Raw genomic sequence first — 20248 nt, forward strand, 5'->3', positions numbered from 1 at the left:
GTATTAGCCGCCCTCGTTATCTATATTACAGGTTAGCGCAAGTATTACTGCAAGCGGCCATGACACTGTTTATATTTCTTACCCGAACCACATGGGCATGGATCATTACGCCCCACTTTACGCTCAAGGCTGTTAGCAACTTTTACCTCTTCTTCTGACATCAATGCACTGTTGTCAGTCTGATGGCTCAGTTGCTGCTGTCTAGCCAAACGCTCGGCTTCTTCGCGGCGCTGCACTTCCAGCGCTTCGACCTCTTCCGGCATCCGCACTTGTACTTTGCTCAGAACGCTAATCACTTCATATTTCAGTGATTCCAGCATTGCGGCGAACATGGCGAAAGATTCACGCTTATATTCCTGCTTAGGATCTTTCTGCGCATAACCACGTAAATGGATACCCTGACGCAGGTAATCCATTGCAGCCAAATGCTCTTTCCATAAGGAATCGAGTGTTTGCAGCATCACGCCTTTCTCGAAGTTACGCATCATATCAATGCCAACAACTTCCTCTTTGCGTTGATAAGTCTCAATAGCTTGCTGAAGAATACGTTCACGCAAGGTTTCCTCATGCAGTTGCGGCTCATCTTCCAGCCATTTAGCAATCGGCATATCTAAGTCAAAATCATTTTTCAGGCGCTGTTCCAGGCCCTCGATATCCCACATTTCCTCCAGTGACTGGGTTGGAATGTAGCTGTCAATGGTGGTTTTGAAGACATCCTCGCGAATACTATTGATGGTTTCGCTGACATCAGACACATCCAACAGTTCATTACGCTGACTGTAGATCGCCCGACGCTGATCATTTGCTACGTCATCATATTCAAGTAGTTGCTTACGAATATCAAAGTTGCGGCTTTCAACTTTACGTTGTGCGTTAGCAATGGCCTTGGTCACCCATGGATGCTCAATCGCCTCACCTGGCTTCATACCCAATTTACGCATCATGCCAGACACACGGTCAGAGGCAAAAATACGCATCAAGGCATCTTCCATTGACAGGTAGAAGCGTGAAGAACCCGCATCACCCTGACGACCCGCACGGCCACGTAACTGGTTATCGATACGGCGTGACTCATGGCGCTCGGTACCAATGATATGTAAACCGCCCGATGCCAATACTGCATCATGGCGAATCTGCCAGGCGGCTTTAATTGCCGCAATTTGATCTTCAGTTGGATCTTCCAGCGAAGCAATCTCGCTCTGCCAACTCCCACCGAGCACAATGTCAGTACCACGACCCGCCATGTTTGTGGCGATGGTTACCGCGCCTGGCTGACCAGCTTGAGAAACAATATCTGCTTCCATGGCGTGGAATTTAGCGTTCAACACTTTGTGTTCAATACCGGCTTTGGTTAACTCAGCAGAAACAACCTCGGATTTTTCAATCGAGATGGTCCCGACCAACACTGGCTGGCCATTCGCTGTACGTTCGCGGATATCCTCGATAATCGCGCCGATCTTTTCCTGCTCGGTCATATAGACCAGGTCGGCCAAATCCTTACGGATCATAGGACGGTTAGTAGGAACGACAATCGTATCCAACTTGTAAATTGAGCTGAATTCAAATGCTTCGGTATCCGCGGTACCCGTCATCCCAGCCAGTTTTTCATAGATACGGAAATAGTTCTGGAAAGTGATAGAAGCCAGTGTCTGGTTTTCATTCTGGATTTCCACGCCTTCCTTCGCTTCAACCGCCTGATGTAAACCATCAGACCAGCGGCGACCTTGCATCGTACGACCGGTGTGTTCGTCAACAATAATAACTTCACCGTCTTTCACGATATAGTCAACGTCACGGGTAAACAGTACGTGAGCACGCAAAGCTGCTGTGACATGGTGCATCAACATAATGTTAGCAGGGGAATACAGCGATTCGCCTTCATCCATGATGTCCGCTTCAACCAACATCTGTTCAATCAGAATCAGACCACGCTCAGTCAAATGAACCTGACGTGACTTCTCATCTACCGAGAAGTGACCTTCCCCCTGGAAGCTGTCCGAGTCTTCTTTTTCCTGACGAATCAGTTTTGGAATCAGTTTGTTAACCCGAATATACATTTCGGAACTGTCTTCGGCTGGGCCGGAGATAATCAGCGGGGTCCGAGCTTCATCAATCAGGATGGAGTCGACTTCATCTACTAACGCATAGTGAAGTTTACGCTGCACACGCTCTTCAGGACTGAACGCCATATTATCGCGCAAATAGTCGAAACCGAATTCGTTGTTAGTACCGTAAGTGATATCAGCGGCATAAGCTGCACGTTTGGCTGGCGCAGTCATATTCGGTAAATTGATACCAATACTCAGCCCCAAAAACTCAAACAATGGGCGGTTATTTTCGGCGTCACGCTGAGCCAAATAGTCGTTGACGGTAACCACGTGCACACCACGACCACTCAACGCATTCAGGTAAGCTGGTAGGGTTGCAGTCAAGGTTTTACCTTCACCTGTGCGCATTTCTGCGATACAACGCTCATTCAGGACCATCCCGCCCAGCAGCTGCACGTCGAAGTGACGCATACCGAATACTCGCTTACTCGCTTCACGAACGACCGCAAAGGCTTCAGGAATTAAGTTTTCCAACACTTCACCTTTCGCCAAACGCTCACGGAACTCATCCGTTTTAGCGCGCAATTCGGTGTCTGTCAGTTTTTCAATATCAGGTTCCATACGGTTGATGACATCAACCACTTTTTGCATGCGGCGCAGAGTACGATCGTTACGGCTACCAAAAACTTTGGTTAATAATTTGATTAGCATGATTCTTAATATCTCTTACAAGACCACCAAACCGGCGGCCAAAGGTTGTATAAAATTGGGATAAACCAAGAGAATAATTAGCTTAAGTTGGCAGGACCGGCACGAATGCCTTGCACTTGTGCAAGCCAGAGCCCGGGTTTATATGGCGAAAGAACAGGCCGTTTAACCTGTTCTGTATAGCGAATAATGGCCGGTGGCTTAAATTCATGTGTCAGTAGTGCATTTAGCGTATCCAGTAACGCGAGTTGCTGAATTTTTGATGGTGCAACCCGTTCTACTTCTATCACTTCTTGCACGCGTGCATATGCCGCTTGTGGTGCCAGAGCAAAAGAGAGATGACGGATGACCGTGCGCAGTGCATGCTGTTGCCAGTAATCTACACTGAATGAGGGGCGACGGTGTATATCATGCAACAGTGCCAAACTGTTGAAGTTTGTCGTACCATGATTCTGACGACTTTGGCTGGATGATGTGTTCGCTAATGCCGCATGGTCTGGAACGCCAGACAGATTTGATGGCACACCAAGACTCGCCGCGACCATCCCCAACAGGAGATGCGGCCAGAAATAACGTCTGCCAAATTGTCGCCAACGATTTAGAATACCGATCACGAGTTTAAAATCCGCCGGAGCCTTGTCAATGCGTGAAAACCGCCCACAATTATTAGATGTTCTGTTCGATGATGCGGTTGCAGCAGAAAACGGACCGCTACATAACGTACAACAACGCGCGACTGCACTGTTAAAACTTAACCGTGCAGTAAAAGGATTACTCCCTTCACAATTACAGCCGTGGTGCCGTGTCGCAAACTATCGACAGAGTGTTTTAGTGCTAGAGACAGCGAATGCCAGTTGGTTGATGCGCTTACGCTACGAACAACCCGCGTTGCTATCCGCACTACGAGCGCAAATTCTACCATCATTGTCTTCAATCGACATCAGGATTAATCCATCGTTAATGGCGAAAGGCCATAACGTGACACAAGATGCCGCAAAATCGCCGCAAGATCTTGTAAAATCACCGCCAGTACGTCATTTAAGTTTGGAAAGTGCTAAGGAACTAAGAGGATTAGCGAGCCGTAGCCCTGAAAAACTGAAAGTGATATTGGAACGACTGGCTGCGTTGGCCGGAGAGGGTGCCAACGCAACCAAGCGTGATAAGTAGCCTACCTTTCTTACTTGAAGTTGCAGCCCTGTTTGCATCAATGATGCGGTAGCTATTCCATTCACCCGAATCACTAATTTACATCAGCTCAGTGGGATCTGTTCGTTTGCTGCCTGGCTACAACTTCAATTACTTCAACTCCAATAACTTTGGGTGTAAGTATACTTAGTAAGCCAATACTGTCGACGGAGCTTTGAATGCCAAAGGCATTTCGGCTTCATCTTGGAACGTCACAAATTCCCAAGCTTCTTGCTTCGCTAGAACAGCCTGCAACAACTTGTTATTTAAGGCATGACCAGATTTGTACGCAGTAAATGCGCCAATAATATTGTGGCCGCACATAAACAGGTCGCCAATAGCGTCCAGCATTTTGTGACGAACAAACTCATCTTCAAAACGCAGGCCATCTTCATTTAATACGCGGTAATCATCTACCACGATGGCACAATCGAAACTACCGCCCAGGCACAAACCGCGGGACTGCAGATATTCGATATCACGCATGAAACCAAAAGTACGCGCACGGCTGATTTGGCGGACGAAAGAATCGGCCGAGAAATCTAAGCAATAACGCTGTGTACTTGAGTCAATCGCCGGGTGATTAAAATCAATGGTAAAGTCCAAACGGAATCCATTGAATGGAGACAATTCAGCCCATTTATCACCATCTTCAACCCGTACTGTCTCTTTCAAACGCAGAAATTTCTTCGCTGAGTTTAACTCTTCAATACCGGCATCCAGCAACAAGTACACGAATGGGCTGGCGCTGCCGTCCATGATCGGTACTTCAGGGGCGTTAACTTCAATAATAATGTTATCAATCCCTAACCCTGCCAAAGCAGCGTTGAGATGTTCAACAGTAGAAATACGCACGTCATGCTCATTGACCAGGCAAGTACAGAGCATGGTATCACGCACGGATTTTGCATCTGCCGGAAAATCAACCGGTGGATTCAAGTCAGTGCGACGATAGATGACCCCGGTATTAGCCGGCGCGGGTCGCATTGTCAGCGTGACTTTTTTACCGGTGTGCAAACCGACACCAGTCGCCTGAACAATACGTTTTAAAGTCCTTTGTTTGATCATCATTTTATCTCGCAATGTTATCCATCCTACCGACCAAGCTTATAACAAGATCGGTGGGACAGTTTAGCACAAAGAGCGGAGATTCCAAATATTCGGAAATTAATCGGCTTGCTTGCGCAAAAACGCCGGGATGTCCAAATAATCGGGCTCTTTATTGGTTTGAGCAGTAGTATCATTGACCACTTTAGCCGCAGGTTTAACTTCCTGAGGTAAAGGTGACATGCCATGCTGCTGGTAACGGTGGTCCATCACAGGCTGGGTTTTCTTGTTAGTCACCAGTGTGATTTCTGGACGTTTATCCATGCCGATACCGGTCGCAACCACTGTCACCCGCAGTTCGTCGTTCATTTCCGGGTCTAATGATGTACCGATAACCACGGTTGCATTGTCAGACGCGAAAGCACGGATAGTGTTACCCACGGTCTCGAATTCATCCAAACGTAAGTCGAAACCCGCCGTGATGTTAACCAGCACGCCACGGGCACCAGACAGGTCAATATCTTCCAGCAACGGACTGGAGATAGCCATTTCTGCTGCTTCTTCCGCACGGTCTTCACCGCAAGCCACACCTGAGCCCATCATGGCATAACCCATTTCGGACATAACTGTGCGCACATCCGCGAAGTCGACGTTCATCAGACCAGGGCGGGTAATCAGTTCCGCGATCCCCTGAACCGCACCTTTCAGCACGTCATTCGCTGCACCGAATGCATCCAGTAAGGAGATACCACGTCCCAGAACTTTCAATAGCTTATCGTTCGGGATAGTGATCAGTGAGTCCACATGCTTGGACAATTCAGCAATACCCTGCTCAGCAAATGCCATGCGTTTCTTGCCTTCAAAATTAAAAGGCTTGGTAACCACAGCAACTGTCAGAATACCCAGCTCTTTCGCAACTTCAGCAACAACAGGTGCTGCACCAGTACCGGTACCACCACCCATGCCAGCTGCGATAAAGACCATATCTGCACCGTCAAGTGCTGCACGCAGAGCTTCACGGTCTTCTTCTGCTGAATTGCGGCCCACTTCAGGGTTCGCGCCAGCCCCCAAACCTTTGGTAATACCGCTACCGATTTGGATGGTTTGGCCAACAGCCGTCTTACGTAGCGCCTGAGCGTCTGTATTAACGGCGAAGAATTCAACACCTTCAATGCGCTCGCGCACCATGTGTTCGACGGCATTACCACCGCCACCACCGACGCCGATGACTTTAATCACCGCGTCATTGGTTAGTTCCATAGGTTCAAACATAGTTTCTCTCCGTTTTGTGCCTGTCGCTTCGAGATCAAAAAAATAAGTTCAGCTTGATCTCTTTGTTGAAACATTAAAACTCTTTTCTCAGCCAGCTATTGATACGTTTGAACCAATTGCCCACTGAGGCACGTTTTTCTACTTCTGACTCACCACTGAGATGAGATTCTTTACCGTAATGCAATAACCCAACAGCAGTGGAGTAATAAGGCTCTTGCGCATAATCCGTCAGCCCGGTGATATTAAGTGGCTGACCAATTCGGACCTGGGCATGGAACACCCGTTGTGCACATTCAGCTAAACCATCAATTTGTGCAGCGCCACCGGTTAGCACAATACCTGCCGCCAGATGGTGCTTTACGCCTTGCTGACGTAGTTGCTCCTGCAGTTGTAAAATCTCGTCATTAACCAAATTCAGCAATTCGGTGTAGCGTGGTTCAATAACCTCAGCGAGTGTTTGTCTTTGCAAACTACGAGGAGGCCGTCCGCCAACACTTGGCACTTCAACACTTTCGTCCTTGCTGACTATCGACCCGAGCGCACAGCCGTGTCGAACTTTAATCGCTTCCGCATCTGTTGGCGGTGTACCGAAGGCATAAGCAATATCACTGGTAACCACATTCCCGGCGTAGGGGATCACTTTGGTGTGCCGTAACGCCCCACCGGTATAAACCGCCATATCCATGGTGCCACCGCCGATGTCGACAACACAGACACCCAGCTCACGCTCATCTTCGGTCAAGACGGCATAACTTGCGGCTAAACCGGCAAAGATCAGTTGGTCCACTTTTAGGCCACAACGTTCCACCGCTTTAACAATATTTTTTGCCATATCGTTATGGCAGGTAATCAGGTGCACTTTGGCTTGCATCCGCACGCCAGAAAGCCCAACAGGATTCTTGATGCCTTCCTGATAATCGATGGCATACTCCTGCGGAATGACGTGCAGGATACGATGTTCATCACGTACACGTACTGACTTCGCGGTATGCACTACGTTCTCAACATCTTCCTGAGTAACTTCTTCTTCTGAAATAGGAACCATCCCTATCTCATTCTGGCAACTGATGTGTTTACCCGATAATGCCAGATAAACAGAGGAAATTTGGCAATCCGCCATTAACTCAGCTTGATCGATAGCGCGCTGAACGCATTTCACTACCGATTCAAGGTCGTTAACGCCCCCTTTATCCATGCCACGGGATGGGCAACTGCCTACCCCAATAATATTGACCATGCCATCAGGCAGAACTTCCCCTACCAATGCGGAGACCTTTGCCGTTCCGATCTCGAGACCTACTACCAGTTTTCTGTCCGTCGACTTGATCATTGTTGTTTTGCCTGTGCCTGATTTTGTTACGGATTACTGTTCTGCTGGCCATTAATCGGTGGTTCTCCACCCTGATTGTCGATAAAAACCGGCGCCCAACCTACTGAAGCCCCGGTGTCATAACGCAAATCAATATAACTGACCCGTTTATCTGGCTGCTGTTGCAACATCGGATATAACTCGATGAAACGTTGCAGACGCCCCATTCGGTCACTCCGCCCCAGCTCCAGCCGAACATCATTATCTAAAGCCAACTGCCAAGAATGCCTGGCACTCATCGCCACCATTTTTAGCTGATATTTATTGGCCGCTAACACCTTATTTATTGCTCGATAACCTTCCAGAACATCCCGCTCACTGCCTTCAGGACCATACAGTAGCGGCAATACCAGCTTACCCATTCGCTCAGAAGGCACGCTAAATGATCGCCCCTGCTCATCAATCATATGCAAGTCATTCCAACGGGCGAAGGGCACGTACTCCACCAGGTGGATTTTAAGTTCATCCGGCCACTGCTTGCGGACACTGACCTGCTGGATCCAAGGTAACCGTTCAATCTGCTGCTGGATGATATTCACATCCTGCGTCATAAAAGTACCTGGTGCGCCCAATGCCAGAATCGCCTGCCGAATATCGTCATTAGTGGTGTAATGGCGCTCACCGGTTACCACAAGTTTCGAAAGTGGTAGCCGGCTGGCATCTTTCATCCAACCAATAACGACCCAGCCCCCCCAGAGTATTGTCCCCAGGACCATCAGCAGAAAAATTACCCCTGCCAATTGGCTCCCATTACTGCGCCGGGCTGCATTTTTCTCCGCCGCACGCTCTCGCGCATTTAAGGCAGCTTGCGACATATCAGTCAGCCAACATCAGAATGCGCGCCACCAATTGGGAGAAACTCAACCCATACTGGCGGGCAGCCATTGGAACCAAACTATGGCTGGTCATACCCGGTGAAGTGTTCACTTCAAGCAGGTAAAAACGGCCATCGCTGTCTTGCATCACATCTACCCGCCCCCAACCGCTGCAATCCAGCGCTTGGTAAGCCTGCAATGCCAGCTCTGCCAATTGTTGCTCCGACTCATCACTTAAACCGCTTGGGCAGAAGTATTGTGTTTTATCTGACAAATACTTGGCGTCATAATCGTAAAACACGCCTGGAGGCTGAATACGAATAGAAGGTAAAACTTCATCCCCAAGGATCGCGACGGTGAATTCTGGCCCGCTCAGCCATTTCTCAATCAGTACATCGCTATCATGTTGGAAAGCTTCAACCAATGCCTTCTGCAATTCGCTGGCGTGATCAACTTTACTCATCCCAACGCTAGAGCCTTCATGGCTTGGCTTGACAATAAGTGGCAGGCCAAGCTTAGTGACACACGCCACCAATTCCTCTGGTGAAAGTGTTTCAAACTGTTGGCGATTCAACGCGACATAAGGCGAAATAGGCAAACCCAAGGCTTGCCAGACTAATTTGGTGCGCAATTTGTCCATTGTCAGGGCGGAAGCCATTACACCACTGCCGGTATACGGCAGTTGTAGAAACTCCAATACGCCTTGTAACGTACCGTCTTCGCCACCACGACCATGCAGGGCGATAAAAACTTTATCAAAGCCCTGTTCTTTAAGCTGAGTTACCGGAAAATCTTTGGTATCCACACCATAAGCGTCGATACCGGCTTCCTTCAAGCCTGCCAATACCGCCTGACCTGATAGTAATGACACTTCACGCTCCGCAGAGGTCCCACCCAGCAATACCGCGACTTTCTCAGCCATGATGTTCCTCGTCTTTTAACTGTGGCTGCAATTTATGCTCAGCCAATTTACGGGCAATTTTACCGATGTTGCCTGCGCCCTGGACCAAGATCAGGTCTTCCCCGTTCAGTATTTGCGCCAACATTTCAGGTGCTGATTCACTGTCTGGTACTAAAATAGGGTCCAACTTGCCGCGATTACGAATCGTTCGGCACAACGAGCGGCTATCCGCCCCTGGGATCGGTGGCTCACCTGCGGCATACACATCCAGCATCAATAAAACATCGACCTGTGACAGCACATTAGCGAAATCGTCATACAGATCGCGGGTTCGAGTATAGCGGTGTGGCTGAAAGAGCATGACAATGCGTTTATCCGGCCAACCAGCACGCGCGGCTTTAATGGTAGCATCCACTTCGGTAGGGTGATGTCCATAATCATCAACCAGCATCGCACTGCCTTCTTTACCGTTAACCGGTGCCAGTGAGAAGTTGCCGAGGAAATCAAAACGGCGCCCCGTCCCTTGGAAACCCGCTAATGCGCGCAGGATGTCTTCGTCTTCAATGCCTTCTTCTGTTGCGACAGCTACCGCTGCTGCCGCATTCAGTGCATTGTGGCGGCCTGGTGCATTCAAGGTCACCTCTATCAACGATTTATCCTGGCGGCGTAACGTGAAGTGCCCTTGTGGGCCTTCCTGCCGATAACTGGCGATCTGCACATCAGCATCATCACTGAAACCATAGGTTGTGATGTGACGGCCAACACGCGGTAATAATTCACGCACCACCGGGTCATCGATACACATCACCGCACGGCCATAAAAGGGCAAATTGTGCAAAAAGTTAATGAATGTCTGTTTTAAATTTTCGAAGTCGCCTTGGTAGGTATCCATATGATCAGCTTCGATATTGGTGACAATCGCCACCATCGGTTGCAAATGCAGGAATGACGCGTCGCTTTCATCGGCTTCTGCAATCAGGTAACGGCTGGAACCCAAACGGGCATGTGTACCAGCGGCCTTGACTAACCCACCATTGACGAACGTTGGATCTAACCCTGCTTCGGCATAAATACTGGATAACATCGCCGTTGTGGTGGTTTTGCCGTGGGTGCCAGCAACGGCAATCCCATGGCGGTAGCGCATCAATTCAGCCAACATTTCTGCGCGACGGATCACCGGTATTCTCGCCTCACGGGCCGCGACAATCTCTGGGTTATCCGCAGAGATTGCGGTAGAAACCACGACTACACTCGCATCCAGCACGTTTTCTGGGCGATGATGGAAATAAATCTGTGCACCCAAGGCGGTCAAATGCTGAGTTACCGGGTTAGGTGCTAAATCTGAACCACTAATCTGATAACCTTCGTTGGCCAACACTTCGGCGATACCACCCATGCCGGCACCACCGATGCCAACAAAGTGAATGTGCCGGACACGTCGCATCTCGGGCACGATAGTACGCAGTTTCGCCAGTTGTTGTGTATTCACGTTTCTCTTCACTTTTTTGTCTGTCATGTATTCACAGCCTGCATTCATCGCCAACTGATCACTGTTTATTTCAAGGTCATCGCTATTTCATGGTGACTTACTGGCTGCAACCACTTCAGCCGCAACGCGCTCAGTAGCGTCAGGGATGGCAACCGATCTGGCCCGTTCGGCCATCGTCAGTAATGTTGCACGATCCCAATCCGCCAGCAGGGTGCTAACGCTGGTTGCCGTAAATTGTGGCTGCTCAATAATTTTTGCTGCCCCCGCTTTCTCTAGCGGCAACGCATTCCAATATTGCTGGCGATCTTTATGCTGGAATGGCACAAAAATCGCGGGTAGCCCCGCCGCAGCCACTTCGCTGACCGTCAGTGCACCTGAACGGCACACCACTACATCAGCCCAGGCATAAGCCGCGGCCATATCGTCTATAAATTCAACCACTTGGTGCCCGGCCTGCCGCGCTTGTTGGTAAGCCTGCGATACCTCTGGCAATGCGCCTTTACCGACCTGATGCCACAGCGTTATTTGTTCGCCCAGATTTGCGGCAACCAAAGGCATGGTCTGATTCAGTACTCGAGCACCTTGGCTACCACCGATGACCAAGACCCGAATCGGCCCTTCACGGCCGCTCAAACGCACTGCGGGTAATGGCAATGCCAGCACATCGGTTCGAACCGGATTCCCCACGACATCTGCATTGGGGAATGCCCCTGGAAATGCCTGTAAAACTTTTTTGGCGATCCTGGCCAACCAACGGTTAGTCAGACCCGCAATCCCATTCTGCTCATGCAATACCACTGGTACGCCACACAGCCATGCGGCCAAACCGCCGGGGCCAGAAACATACCCACCCATACCCAACACCACATCTGGTTGGTAATCTCGCATGATTTTCTGCGCCTGACGCACCGCACGATAAATACGTATCGGTGCTGTCAATTGGGCCATCAGCCCTTTGCCACGCAAACCAGAAATTTTAATAAAATCAATTTCAATGCCATGTTTGGGAACCAGTGAAGCTTCCATTCTGTCCGCAGTGCCTAACCAACGCACCTGCCAGCCTTGCGCCATCAGATGATGTGCCACGGCCAAACCGGGGAAAACATGCCCCCCGGTTCCACCGGCCATCACCATCAAACGCTTGGTCTTCCCACTCATCGGGTACTCCTTACAAACGCCTGGGCTTTTGCCAGCCGCGTTTCAAAATCAATACGTAACAGCAGCACTATCGCCGTTGACATAATTATCAGGCTTGAACCACCGTAACTTATCAGGGGCAACGTCAGGCCTTTCGTCGGCAACATTCCGGCGGCGGCACCAACGTTAACCAGCGTCTGGAAACTGAACCAGATACCAATTGAACAAGCCAAAAAGCCAGAGAATCGTTGACCAATCTCTAATGCACGGCGGCCGATGGACATTGCGCGAAAAGCGACGAAGAATACCATCAACAGGGCCAAAACCACACCGAAATAGCCGAGTTCTTCACCTAAAATAGAGAAAATAAAATCGGTGTGCGCCTCCGGTAAATACTCCAGTTTTTGTACTGAATTGCCTAAACCTTGCCCCCAAAACTCACCACGGCCAAATGCCATCAATGACTGGGTTAACTGATAGCCGCTGCCAAAGGGATCGGCCCACGGATTCCAGAATGATGTTACACGGCGCATACGATAAGGCTCGGCGATAATCAGCAAACAAACGGCGAAGGCACCAGAACCGATAATCGCCATAAACTGCCACATCTTGGCTCCCGCCAGGAATAGCATCGCCAGTGTAGTGATAAATAGCACCACCACCGTCCCTAAATCGGGCTGGGCCAGCAATAGCACGGCCAGAATGACCATCACGCCCATGGGTTTACAAAAGCCCCAGAAGTTACTGCGGACTTCTTCAACCTTACGCACCAGATAACTGGCCAAATAACAAAACAGAGACAACTTGGATAATTCCGCCGGCTGGATACGCAACGGCCCCAGTGCAATCCAACGTGATGCCCCGTTTACCGAACTACCGACCACAAGAACGACGAGCAACAGCACAATGGAAATCAATAACATGATATTGCTATAGCGCTGCCAGACATCCATTGGGATACGCAACGTCACCAGTGACAAACCAAACGCCAGTGCCAAATAGAGCGCATCACGCTTAGCAAATAGGAAAGGGTCATTAGCCAGACGCTGACCGATTGGCATTGACGCCGACGTCACCATCACAAAACCAATGATCGCCAAACCAAATGTCAGCCACAGCAAGGTTCTGTCGTAAAGCACCATGCTGGTGGTGTCGCTCTCCCGCGACCCCATGACATAATGTTTTAAGGTATTAAACAGCCCCAGCCCCGGCATACGCATCAGCCTAACTCCTCTGCCAGACGAGCAAACTCATTACCACGATGTTCAAAGCTGCGGAATTGATCCAGGCTGGCACACGCAGGCGACAGCAGCACCCTATCGCCGGGTAATACAGCTTTTGCCACCAACACCATGGCCTGCGCCATCGTCTCGGTACGTTGAGAGACGTCAGGACGTAACGCTGCCAATTGACCACCATCGTGGCCAAAACAGTAAACTTTGATACGCTCCCCTTGCAGGAAACGCGTCAACCCGGAGAAATCAGCAGATTTGCCATCGCCCCCCAACAATAAATGCAAGGTGCCATCAACCTGTAAACCATCCAATGCGGCTTCAGTGCTGCCGACGTTGGTCGCTTTGGAGTCATTTATCCAGCGCACACCATTACGCTCAAGCACTAATTGAAAGCGGTGTGGCAAGCCAGAAAAGGTCGTCAAAGCTTTCAGGCTGGATGCCCGTGGGATACCGACTGCATCAGCTAATGCCAAGGCGGCCAGCGCATTGGTATAGTTATGACGCCCACTTAATTTCATTTCACGGGTGTTCAGCACTTTTTCACCACGAACCCGTAACCAAATTTCACCCTGCTGCTTATTCAGGTGGTAGTCACCGACATCGACCCCAAAGCTGATGCAACGGCTATCAGCACCACGAACAGGCATGGTGAGTGCGTCATCGGCATTCACAACACAAACCTTGGCATTTTCATACACCCGCAGTTTCGCCGCACGGTATTGCTGCAAGCCGAGCGGGTAACGATCAGTATGATCTTCCGTCACGTTCAGAATAGTCGCGGAAGAGGCCCGCAAGCTCTGGGTAGTTTCCAGTTGGAAACTTGATAATTCCAATACGATTAATTGGTTATCTTGCTTCAGCAATGTCAGTGCCGGAACACCAATATTACCGCCGACGCCCACTGACCAACCTGCCGCTTTTGCCATCTCACCGACCAGCGTGGTCACGGTACTTTTGCCATTGGAGCCAGTAATAGCCACAACCGGTGCTTGATTCTCGCGGCAGAACAGTTCGATATCACCAATAATCTCGACACCGGCCTCGGCGGCTTCACTTAATGCAGGATGTGCCAGAGCCATACCGGGGCTAACAACAATTAAATCGGCGTCCAGTAGCCATTGTTGGTTCAAATCACCCACATGCTGTTCGACACTTTCGGGTAATTGATCTAAGCCCGGTGGATTGATGCGGGTATCCATCACGCGCGGCGTGACACCACGCGCTATAAAGAAATCAACGCAGGAAAGGCCGGTTAGCCCCAGCCCGATGATGACCACTTTTTTACCCTGATAATCAACCATAATTACCGCACCTTCAGCGTCGCTAGGCCAATCAGCACCAGCATCAGCGAAATAATCCAGAAACGCACGATCACCCGTGGTTCTGGCCAGCCTTTAAGTTCGTAGTGATGGTGAATCGGGGCCATGCGGAAAATACGCTGCCCACGTAACTTAAAGGACCCAACCTGCAAGATAACTGACAGGGTTTCAACCACGAAGACCCCGCCCATAATCACTAATAAGAATTCCTGGCGCAGTAATACGGCGATAGTGCCTAATGCACCACCCAGCGCCAGTGAGCCGACATCGCCCATGAACACTTGTGCCGGATAGGTGTTAAACCATAAGAAACCTAAACCTGCACCGACAATCGCGGTACAGACAATGACCAGTTCACCCGCATGGCGCAGGTAAGGAATATGCAGATAAGCAGCAAAATTCACATTACCGGTCGCCCAAGCGACTAAAGCAAAGCCTGCCGCGACGAACACCGTCGGCATGATTGCCAGCCCATCCAATCCATCCGTCAGGTTAACCGCGTTACTGGTACCCACGATCACGAAATACGCCAGCAGGATATACAGCAAGCCCAATTGCGGCATGATGTCTTTAAAGAAGGGCACAACCAATTCAGTGGCCGAGGTATCTTTGCCAATGCTGTACATGGTGAATGCTGCAGCCAATGCGATAATTGATTGCCAGAAATACTTCCAGCGCGCGATCAGTCCCTTGGTGTTTTTACGCACAACTTTGCGATAATCATCGATAAAACCGACAACGCCATAACCCACCAAAATGAACAGTACACACCAGACATACGGGTTAGAGGGGTAGGCCCACATCAGAACCGAAATGGTGATGGAGAAAAGGATCATCAGGCCGCCCATGGTTGGCGTACCGCGCTTACTGAAATGTGACTCTGGTCCATCGTTACGCACAACTTGACCGATTTGCAGCTTTTGCAACCAGGCAATCAAATGCGGCCCCATCCACAATGAAATAAACAGTGCGGTCAACAGACTCACGATGGCGCGGAACGTCAAATAGGAAAAGACGTTAAAGCCTGAGTAAAATTTCACTAAGTATTCAGCCAACCAAACTAACATGATGCCTTCTCCTGTAACGCACGCACGACATTTTCCATAGCGGCGCTACGTGAACCTTTAATTAAAACAGTGATAACCGGATATTCGTTCAGCAACGCGTTTACACGGACGCTCAATGTGTTTTGATCCTGAAAGTGTTCGCCATTCCCGCTGGCGCTGCTCAGTATCTGACTTAATGTGCCAACGCTTAATACTTTATCGACACCCGCGTGTTTCGCGGCTTCACCGACCTGACGATGGCAATCTGCCGCGGTTTCGCCCAATTCCGCCATGTCACCCACCACCATCACCCGGTAACCGGGCATCTCGGCCAAGACCTGTGCGGCGGCAATCATGGAACCCACGTTGGCGTTGTAGCTGTCATCCAACAACAATTTACCCTCCGCTAATGGGACGGGGAATAACCGGCCAGGCACTGCCTGTAACTGTGCTAACCCTTGGCGTACTGCGGCTAAATCAGCCCCGACCGACATGGCTAATGCTGCCGCTGCTAGCGCATTGGCGATGTTATGCTGCCCCGGTAGAGGCAATGCGATAGCCACAGCTCCAAGCGGTGAATGCAAAGTAAAATAGGTGAGTTGAGGGGTGATCCGCACGTCACTGACATAGAAATCAATATGTTCTGCGGCATGGGGCGAGAAGCGCCAAACCCGTTTGTCATACAGCGTTTCTTGCCAGTGAGGCCAGTCGTTACTGTCAGCATTGATAATCGCCGTGCCGTTGGCAGGCAGGCCGGCGAAGATCTCACCTTTGGCTTGAGCCACACCGGCTAGCGAACCAAACCCTTCCAGATGAGCGGCGGCTAAATTATTCACCAAAGCGCTTTCTGGACGGCTTAAATCAGTGGTATAGGCAATTTCACCAACATGGTTGGCCCCAAGTTCAATAACAGCAAAATCATGTTCGGCCGTTAGGCGCAGCAATGTTAGCGGGACACCGATATCGTTATTAAAGTTACCAGCGGTATACAACACATTGCCGCATTGGCGCAAAATCGCTGCCGCCATTTCTTTTACCGAGGTTTTACCCGATGAACCGGTTAATGCCACTATCCGAGCCGGAACTTGCTGGCGAACCCAGGCCGCAAATTGCCCTAACGCCAAGCGCGTGTCTTTGACGACTAACTGCGGCCCCCCCACCAGTAAGCGTTTACTTACCAGCAAAGCGCCAGCACCTGCGGCAATAGCATCTTCGGCAAAATCATGCCCATCAAAACGCTCGCCTTTCAGCGCAACAAACAGACAACCAGCAGTGACCTTGCGGGTATCAATGGTCACTTCGGTTATCTCGATATCATCGCTGACTGATTCAGCAACGATATATTCAGCATTAAGTAAGTTCGCCAACAAACGTAGAGAGACCTTAATCATGCCGGCCTCCCTAACAAACGCGCGACGGTGACGCGATCTGAATAATCTAAGCGGCGATTGCCAACTAATTGATAATCTTCATGACCTTTACCGGCAATCAGGACAACGTCGTCTTCTTTAGCTTGCATAATGGCACTGGTTACGGCTTCGGCACGGCCATGTATCGCCTGCACACGCCCCGCGTCCAGCAAGCCACTGAGAATGTCAGTAACAATCGCCTGTGGCTCTTCACTGCGTGGGTTATCATCGGTCACTACGACATGGTCAGCCAGTTGTTCTGCAATACCGCCCATAAGTGGGCGCTTACCTTTATCACGGTCACCGCCGCAGCCAAACACACACCATAGCTTGCCGGTGCAATGTAAACGGGCAGCGGCCAAGGCTTTTTCTAATGCATCGGGCGTGTGGGCATAATCCACCACAACCGTTGGTTTACCTGGGGCATTAAACACTTCCATGCGCCCACAAACCGGTTGCAAATGAGGAGCGGCGGCCAACAACTGCGCCATGGGATACCCCTGAACCAGTAATGTCGCTAATGCCACCAACAGATTACTGACGTTGAAAGCGCCCATCAGGCGGCTTTCTAGCTCGCCTTCACCCCAGCTTGAGTCAAAAGCGATGCTGGCACCATTATCGTGATAAATCACCTTGCTAGCAGATAACCACGGGCCATTCCAGCCTGCGGGAATATTGCCTGCCATACTGACCGCGACAGCCTGCGGCAATTGGCTTAACCAACGGCGGCCAACTTCATCATCAGCATTGATAATTTTGTGTTCGGATTGATGCGTGGAGAACAGTTGCCATTTAGCCGCCTCATAACTCGTCATATTGCCATGATAATCCAGATGATCACGGCTTAAGTTAGTGAACACTACGGCTGCAAAGGGTAATGCAGCAACACGGTTTTGAATCAAACCGTGGGAGGAAACTTCCATGGCGGCAAAAGTCGCACCTTGATCAACCAGATTGCGCAGCAAATGTTGAATATCCACCGCAGAACCCGTGGTGTTCTCTGTGGGTATCACCTGCCCTAATAAACCATTACCTACGGTGCCCATTACCGCACTGGTTTCGCCCAGCGCCTGGCTCCATTGTGCTAACAATTGCGTGGTGGTGGTTTTGCCATTAGTTCCGGTTACACCGACCAAACGCAATGCTGCTCCGGGCTGATGGTAAAACTGCCCAGCCAGCGTGGATAGGCGCTGATTCAAATTACGCAAATAAATAACAGGAACGCCATGTATCTCGGAAACGCTGACATCCGGTGCGACACCATCGGCTTCGGCCACAATTGCAGCCACACCTTGGGCGATAGCTTGCGGGATATAGCGACGCCCATCCGTCTGGTGGCCAACAACCGCAACAAATAAATCGCCGGCAGCGGCAATACGGCTGTCTAATGTCATTTCCCGTAGCGCCCGCTCCGGGACCTCTAGCCCCCAAGGAGCGAATAAGTCGCGCAAATTACGATCTGCCACCTGAACCCTCTTTTGTATTAATCACTAATTCGCTTTTATCACCGGTGGGTAACGCATCTGGCTCAATGTTCATGGTACGTAAAACACCGCCCATGATGGCACCGAATACCGGTGCGGAAACCGCACCACCGTAATATTTCCCTGCCTGAGGGTCATTGATCACCACAACCAGAGCAAATCGAGGGTTACTCGCCGGCGCAACGCCAGCGGTGTAAGCGAGATATCGATCCATATACTTACCATCGGGACCGACTTTTTTGGCCGTACCGGTTTTAATGGCGATACGGTAACCTTTGATGGCCGCTTTGGTACCACCACCGCCAGGCAGTGCCACGCTTTCCATCATGTGAACCACGGTGCGTACCAAGGGTTCAGGGAAGATGCGTTCACCGGCGACGGGCGGGTCAACTCGGGTTATCGACAGCGGGCGATAGACCCCCATGCTGCCGATAGTTGCATAGACTCGCGCTAGTTGTAACGGTGTTACCATTAGCCCGTAGCCGAAAGAGAAGGTGGCCCTCTCTATGTCAGACCACCGTTGTTTTTTAGGATATAAGCCACTACTTTCTCCGACCAACCCCAAATTGGTCGCTTTCCCAAGCCCAAACCGTGAGTAAGTATCTACTAACGCTGAGGATGGCATCGCTAACGCCAGTTTAGAAACACCGACGTTACTCGACTTCTGTAAGATCCCGGTTACGGACAACTCAGCATAACGGGCCACGTCTTTAATCTGGTGGCCGTTAACAAAGTACGGCAAGGTATTCAGCACACTGTTTTCTTTCACAACACCATGCTGTAAGGCCGTCATCACTACCATTGGCTTCACTGTCGAGCCGGGTTCAAAAATATCGGTTATTGCCCGGTTACGCATCGCGTCTTTCGGCGTACCGGTTAGGTTATTCGGGTTGTAAGACGGGCTGTTCGCCATCGCCAGTACCTCGCCCGTGTTCACATCGACTAATACCGCTGTACCTGATTCTGCTTTGTTAAACGCCACCGCATTATTAAGTTCGCGGTACACCAGCGCCTGTAAACGCTCATCCACACTCAGCACCAGGTTATGTGCCGCCTGGCTGTCAACGGAGGAGATATCTTCAATAACACGACCGTACCGGTCTTTGCGTACCGTTCGTTCGCCCGGTTGGCCGGTGAGCCAGCGATCAAAACTTTTTTCAACACCTTCAATGCCTTGCCCATCTATATTGGTCACACCAATAATGTGAGCCATCACCTGGCCTGCCGGATAGTAGCGACGAGATTCCTGACGTAGATAGATACCGGGCAATTTCAGCTTACGGATATAGTCGCCAATTGCGGGGTTCACCTGACGGGCCAGATAGACAAAGCGGCCTTTCGGATTGGCATTAATGCGCGTGGCAAGTTGATCCAAAGGAATCTCTAATGCATCCGACAGGGCTTTCCAGCGGGTATCCAGTGAAATCCCCCCCTGTTCGATCAGTTCTTTTGGATCAGCCCAAACCGCATTGACGGGTACACTGACCGCCAAAGGGCGGCCAGAGCGATCGCTTATCATGCCACGAGCCGTTGGAACCTCTTGTACTCGCAACGAGCGCATATCACCCTCGCGCACTAGCTTATCGGGGTTGATCACTTGCAGGTATGCGGTACGCATCATCAGCCCGACCAATGCCAGTAAAATACAACCGCACAGCAACGCAAAACGCCAGCTAATAAAGCTGGCTTGTTCTTCCTGACGCTTTAACTTCCCGGGGCGCGCCGTCTTCATGTATTACCTTGGCGACTGCGAGTCATGATGGTCACTGATTCCTGTATTGGTT

Annotated in this window: 16 protein-coding genes; 1 reads left to right on the forward strand and 15 read right to left on the reverse strand. The window is 50.4% G+C overall.

What is annotated here, in order from left to right; genetic code table 11:
* Window positions 1-44 precede the first annotated feature (44 nt).
* Both secA and secM read right to left on the reverse strand, forming a co-directional pair.
* The gene (gene secA, locus AC971_RS04775) at window positions 45-2759 is read right to left on the reverse strand and encodes a preprotein translocase subunit SecA (RefSeq protein WP_025382601.1); all 2715 of its coding nucleotides are present in this window, start codon (window positions 2757-2759) and stop codon (window positions 45-47) included.
* 77 nt (window positions 2760-2836) lie between these two features.
* Window positions 2837-3370, reverse strand: coding sequence for a secA translation cis-regulator SecM (secM, locus tag AC971_RS04780; RefSeq protein WP_025382600.1), 534 nt, complete (start codon window positions 3368-3370; stop codon window positions 2837-2839).
* A 28-nt stretch (window positions 3371-3398) separates the two neighbouring features.
* On the opposite strand from secM, the gene AC971_RS04785 reads away from it, so the two are divergent.
* Entirely contained in the window at window positions 3399-3923 is a 525-nt protein-coding gene (locus AC971_RS04785) for a DUF721 domain-containing protein (RefSeq protein ID WP_025382599.1), read from the forward strand.
* Window positions 3924-4088: 165 nt separating this feature from the next.
* On the opposite strand, the gene lpxC is transcribed toward AC971_RS04785, so the two are convergent.
* The 13 genes from lpxC to AC971_RS04850 form a co-directional block, all read right to left on the reverse strand.
* Window positions 4089-5009 (reverse strand): UDP-3-O-acyl-N-acetylglucosamine deacetylase, encoded by a 921-nt coding sequence (gene lpxC / locus AC971_RS04790; protein ID WP_002228285.1) that lies wholly within the window; start codon window positions 5007-5009, stop codon window positions 4089-4091.
* A 99-nt stretch (window positions 5010-5108) separates the two neighbouring features.
* Window positions 5109-6260 carry a cell division protein FtsZ gene (gene ftsZ, locus AC971_RS04795; RefSeq protein ID WP_002210430.1) on the reverse strand — a complete coding sequence of 384 codons (1152 nt, stop codon included), beginning with the start codon at window positions 6258-6260 and terminating at the stop codon, window positions 5109-5111.
* A 73-nt stretch (window positions 6261-6333) separates the two neighbouring features.
* A complete protein-coding gene (ftsA, locus tag AC971_RS04800) occupies window positions 6334-7590 on the reverse strand; it encodes a cell division protein FtsA (RefSeq protein ID WP_002210431.1) in 1257 nt (418 codons plus the stop codon).
* A gap of 26 nt (window positions 7591-7616) precedes the next feature.
* A complete protein-coding gene (gene ftsQ, locus AC971_RS04805) occupies window positions 7617-8444 on the reverse strand; it encodes a cell division protein FtsQ (protein ID WP_025382598.1) in 828 nt (275 codons plus the stop codon).
* A 1-nt stretch (window position 8445) separates the two neighbouring features.
* Window positions 8446-9366: a D-alanine--D-alanine ligase gene (locus tag AC971_RS04810; RefSeq protein WP_025382597.1), complete on the reverse strand. Its 921-nt coding sequence runs from the start codon at window positions 9364-9366 to the stop codon at window positions 8446-8448.
* Window positions 9359-10834 carry a UDP-N-acetylmuramate--L-alanine ligase gene (murC, locus tag AC971_RS04815; protein WP_038402547.1) on the reverse strand — a complete coding sequence of 492 codons (1476 nt, stop codon included), beginning with the start codon at window positions 10832-10834 and terminating at the stop codon, window positions 9359-9361. Before murC ends, AC971_RS04810 begins: the two co-directional genes overlap by 8 nt.
* Window positions 10835-10921: 87 nt before the next feature.
* Entirely contained in the window at window positions 10922-11992 is a 1071-nt protein-coding gene (murG, locus tag AC971_RS04820) for an undecaprenyldiphospho-muramoylpentapeptide beta-N-acetylglucosaminyltransferase (protein WP_025382595.1), read from the reverse strand.
* Entirely contained in the window at window positions 11989-13191 is a 1203-nt protein-coding gene (ftsW, locus tag AC971_RS04825) for a cell division protein FtsW (RefSeq protein WP_025382594.1), read from the reverse strand. The genes murG and ftsW overlap by 4 nt, the downstream gene beginning before the upstream one ends.
* Window positions 13191-14507 (reverse strand): UDP-N-acetylmuramoyl-L-alanine--D-glutamate ligase, encoded by a 1317-nt coding sequence (gene murD, locus AC971_RS04830; protein WP_025382593.1) that lies wholly within the window; start codon window positions 14505-14507, stop codon window positions 13191-13193. The genes ftsW and murD overlap by 1 nt, the downstream gene beginning before the upstream one ends.
* A gap of 2 nt (window positions 14508-14509) precedes the next feature.
* Window positions 14510-15592 (reverse strand): phospho-N-acetylmuramoyl-pentapeptide-transferase, encoded by a 1083-nt coding sequence (gene mraY / locus AC971_RS04835; protein ID WP_025382592.1) that lies wholly within the window; start codon window positions 15590-15592, stop codon window positions 14510-14512.
* Window positions 15586-16962 (reverse strand): UDP-N-acetylmuramoyl-tripeptide--D-alanyl-D-alanine ligase, encoded by a 1377-nt coding sequence (gene murF / locus AC971_RS04840; protein ID WP_025382591.1) that lies wholly within the window; start codon window positions 16960-16962, stop codon window positions 15586-15588. Before murF ends, mraY begins: the two co-directional genes overlap by 7 nt.
* Entirely contained in the window at window positions 16959-18446 is a 1488-nt protein-coding gene (murE, locus tag AC971_RS04845; RefSeq protein ID WP_025382590.1) for a UDP-N-acetylmuramoyl-L-alanyl-D-glutamate--2,6-diaminopimelate ligase, read from the reverse strand. Before murE ends, murF begins: the two co-directional genes overlap by 4 nt.
* Window positions 18433-20196 carry a peptidoglycan glycosyltransferase FtsI gene (locus AC971_RS04850; protein ID WP_025382589.1) on the reverse strand — a complete coding sequence of 588 codons (1764 nt, stop codon included), beginning with the start codon at window positions 20194-20196 and terminating at the stop codon, window positions 18433-18435. The genes murE and AC971_RS04850 overlap by 14 nt, the downstream gene beginning before the upstream one ends.
* Between the last annotated feature and the right edge of the window lie 52 nt (window positions 20197-20248).

The sequence above is a fragment of the Yersinia similis genome, assembly GCF_001053095.1.
GTDB classification, from domain to species: Bacteria; Pseudomonadota; Gammaproteobacteria; order Enterobacterales; family Enterobacteriaceae; genus Yersinia; species Yersinia similis.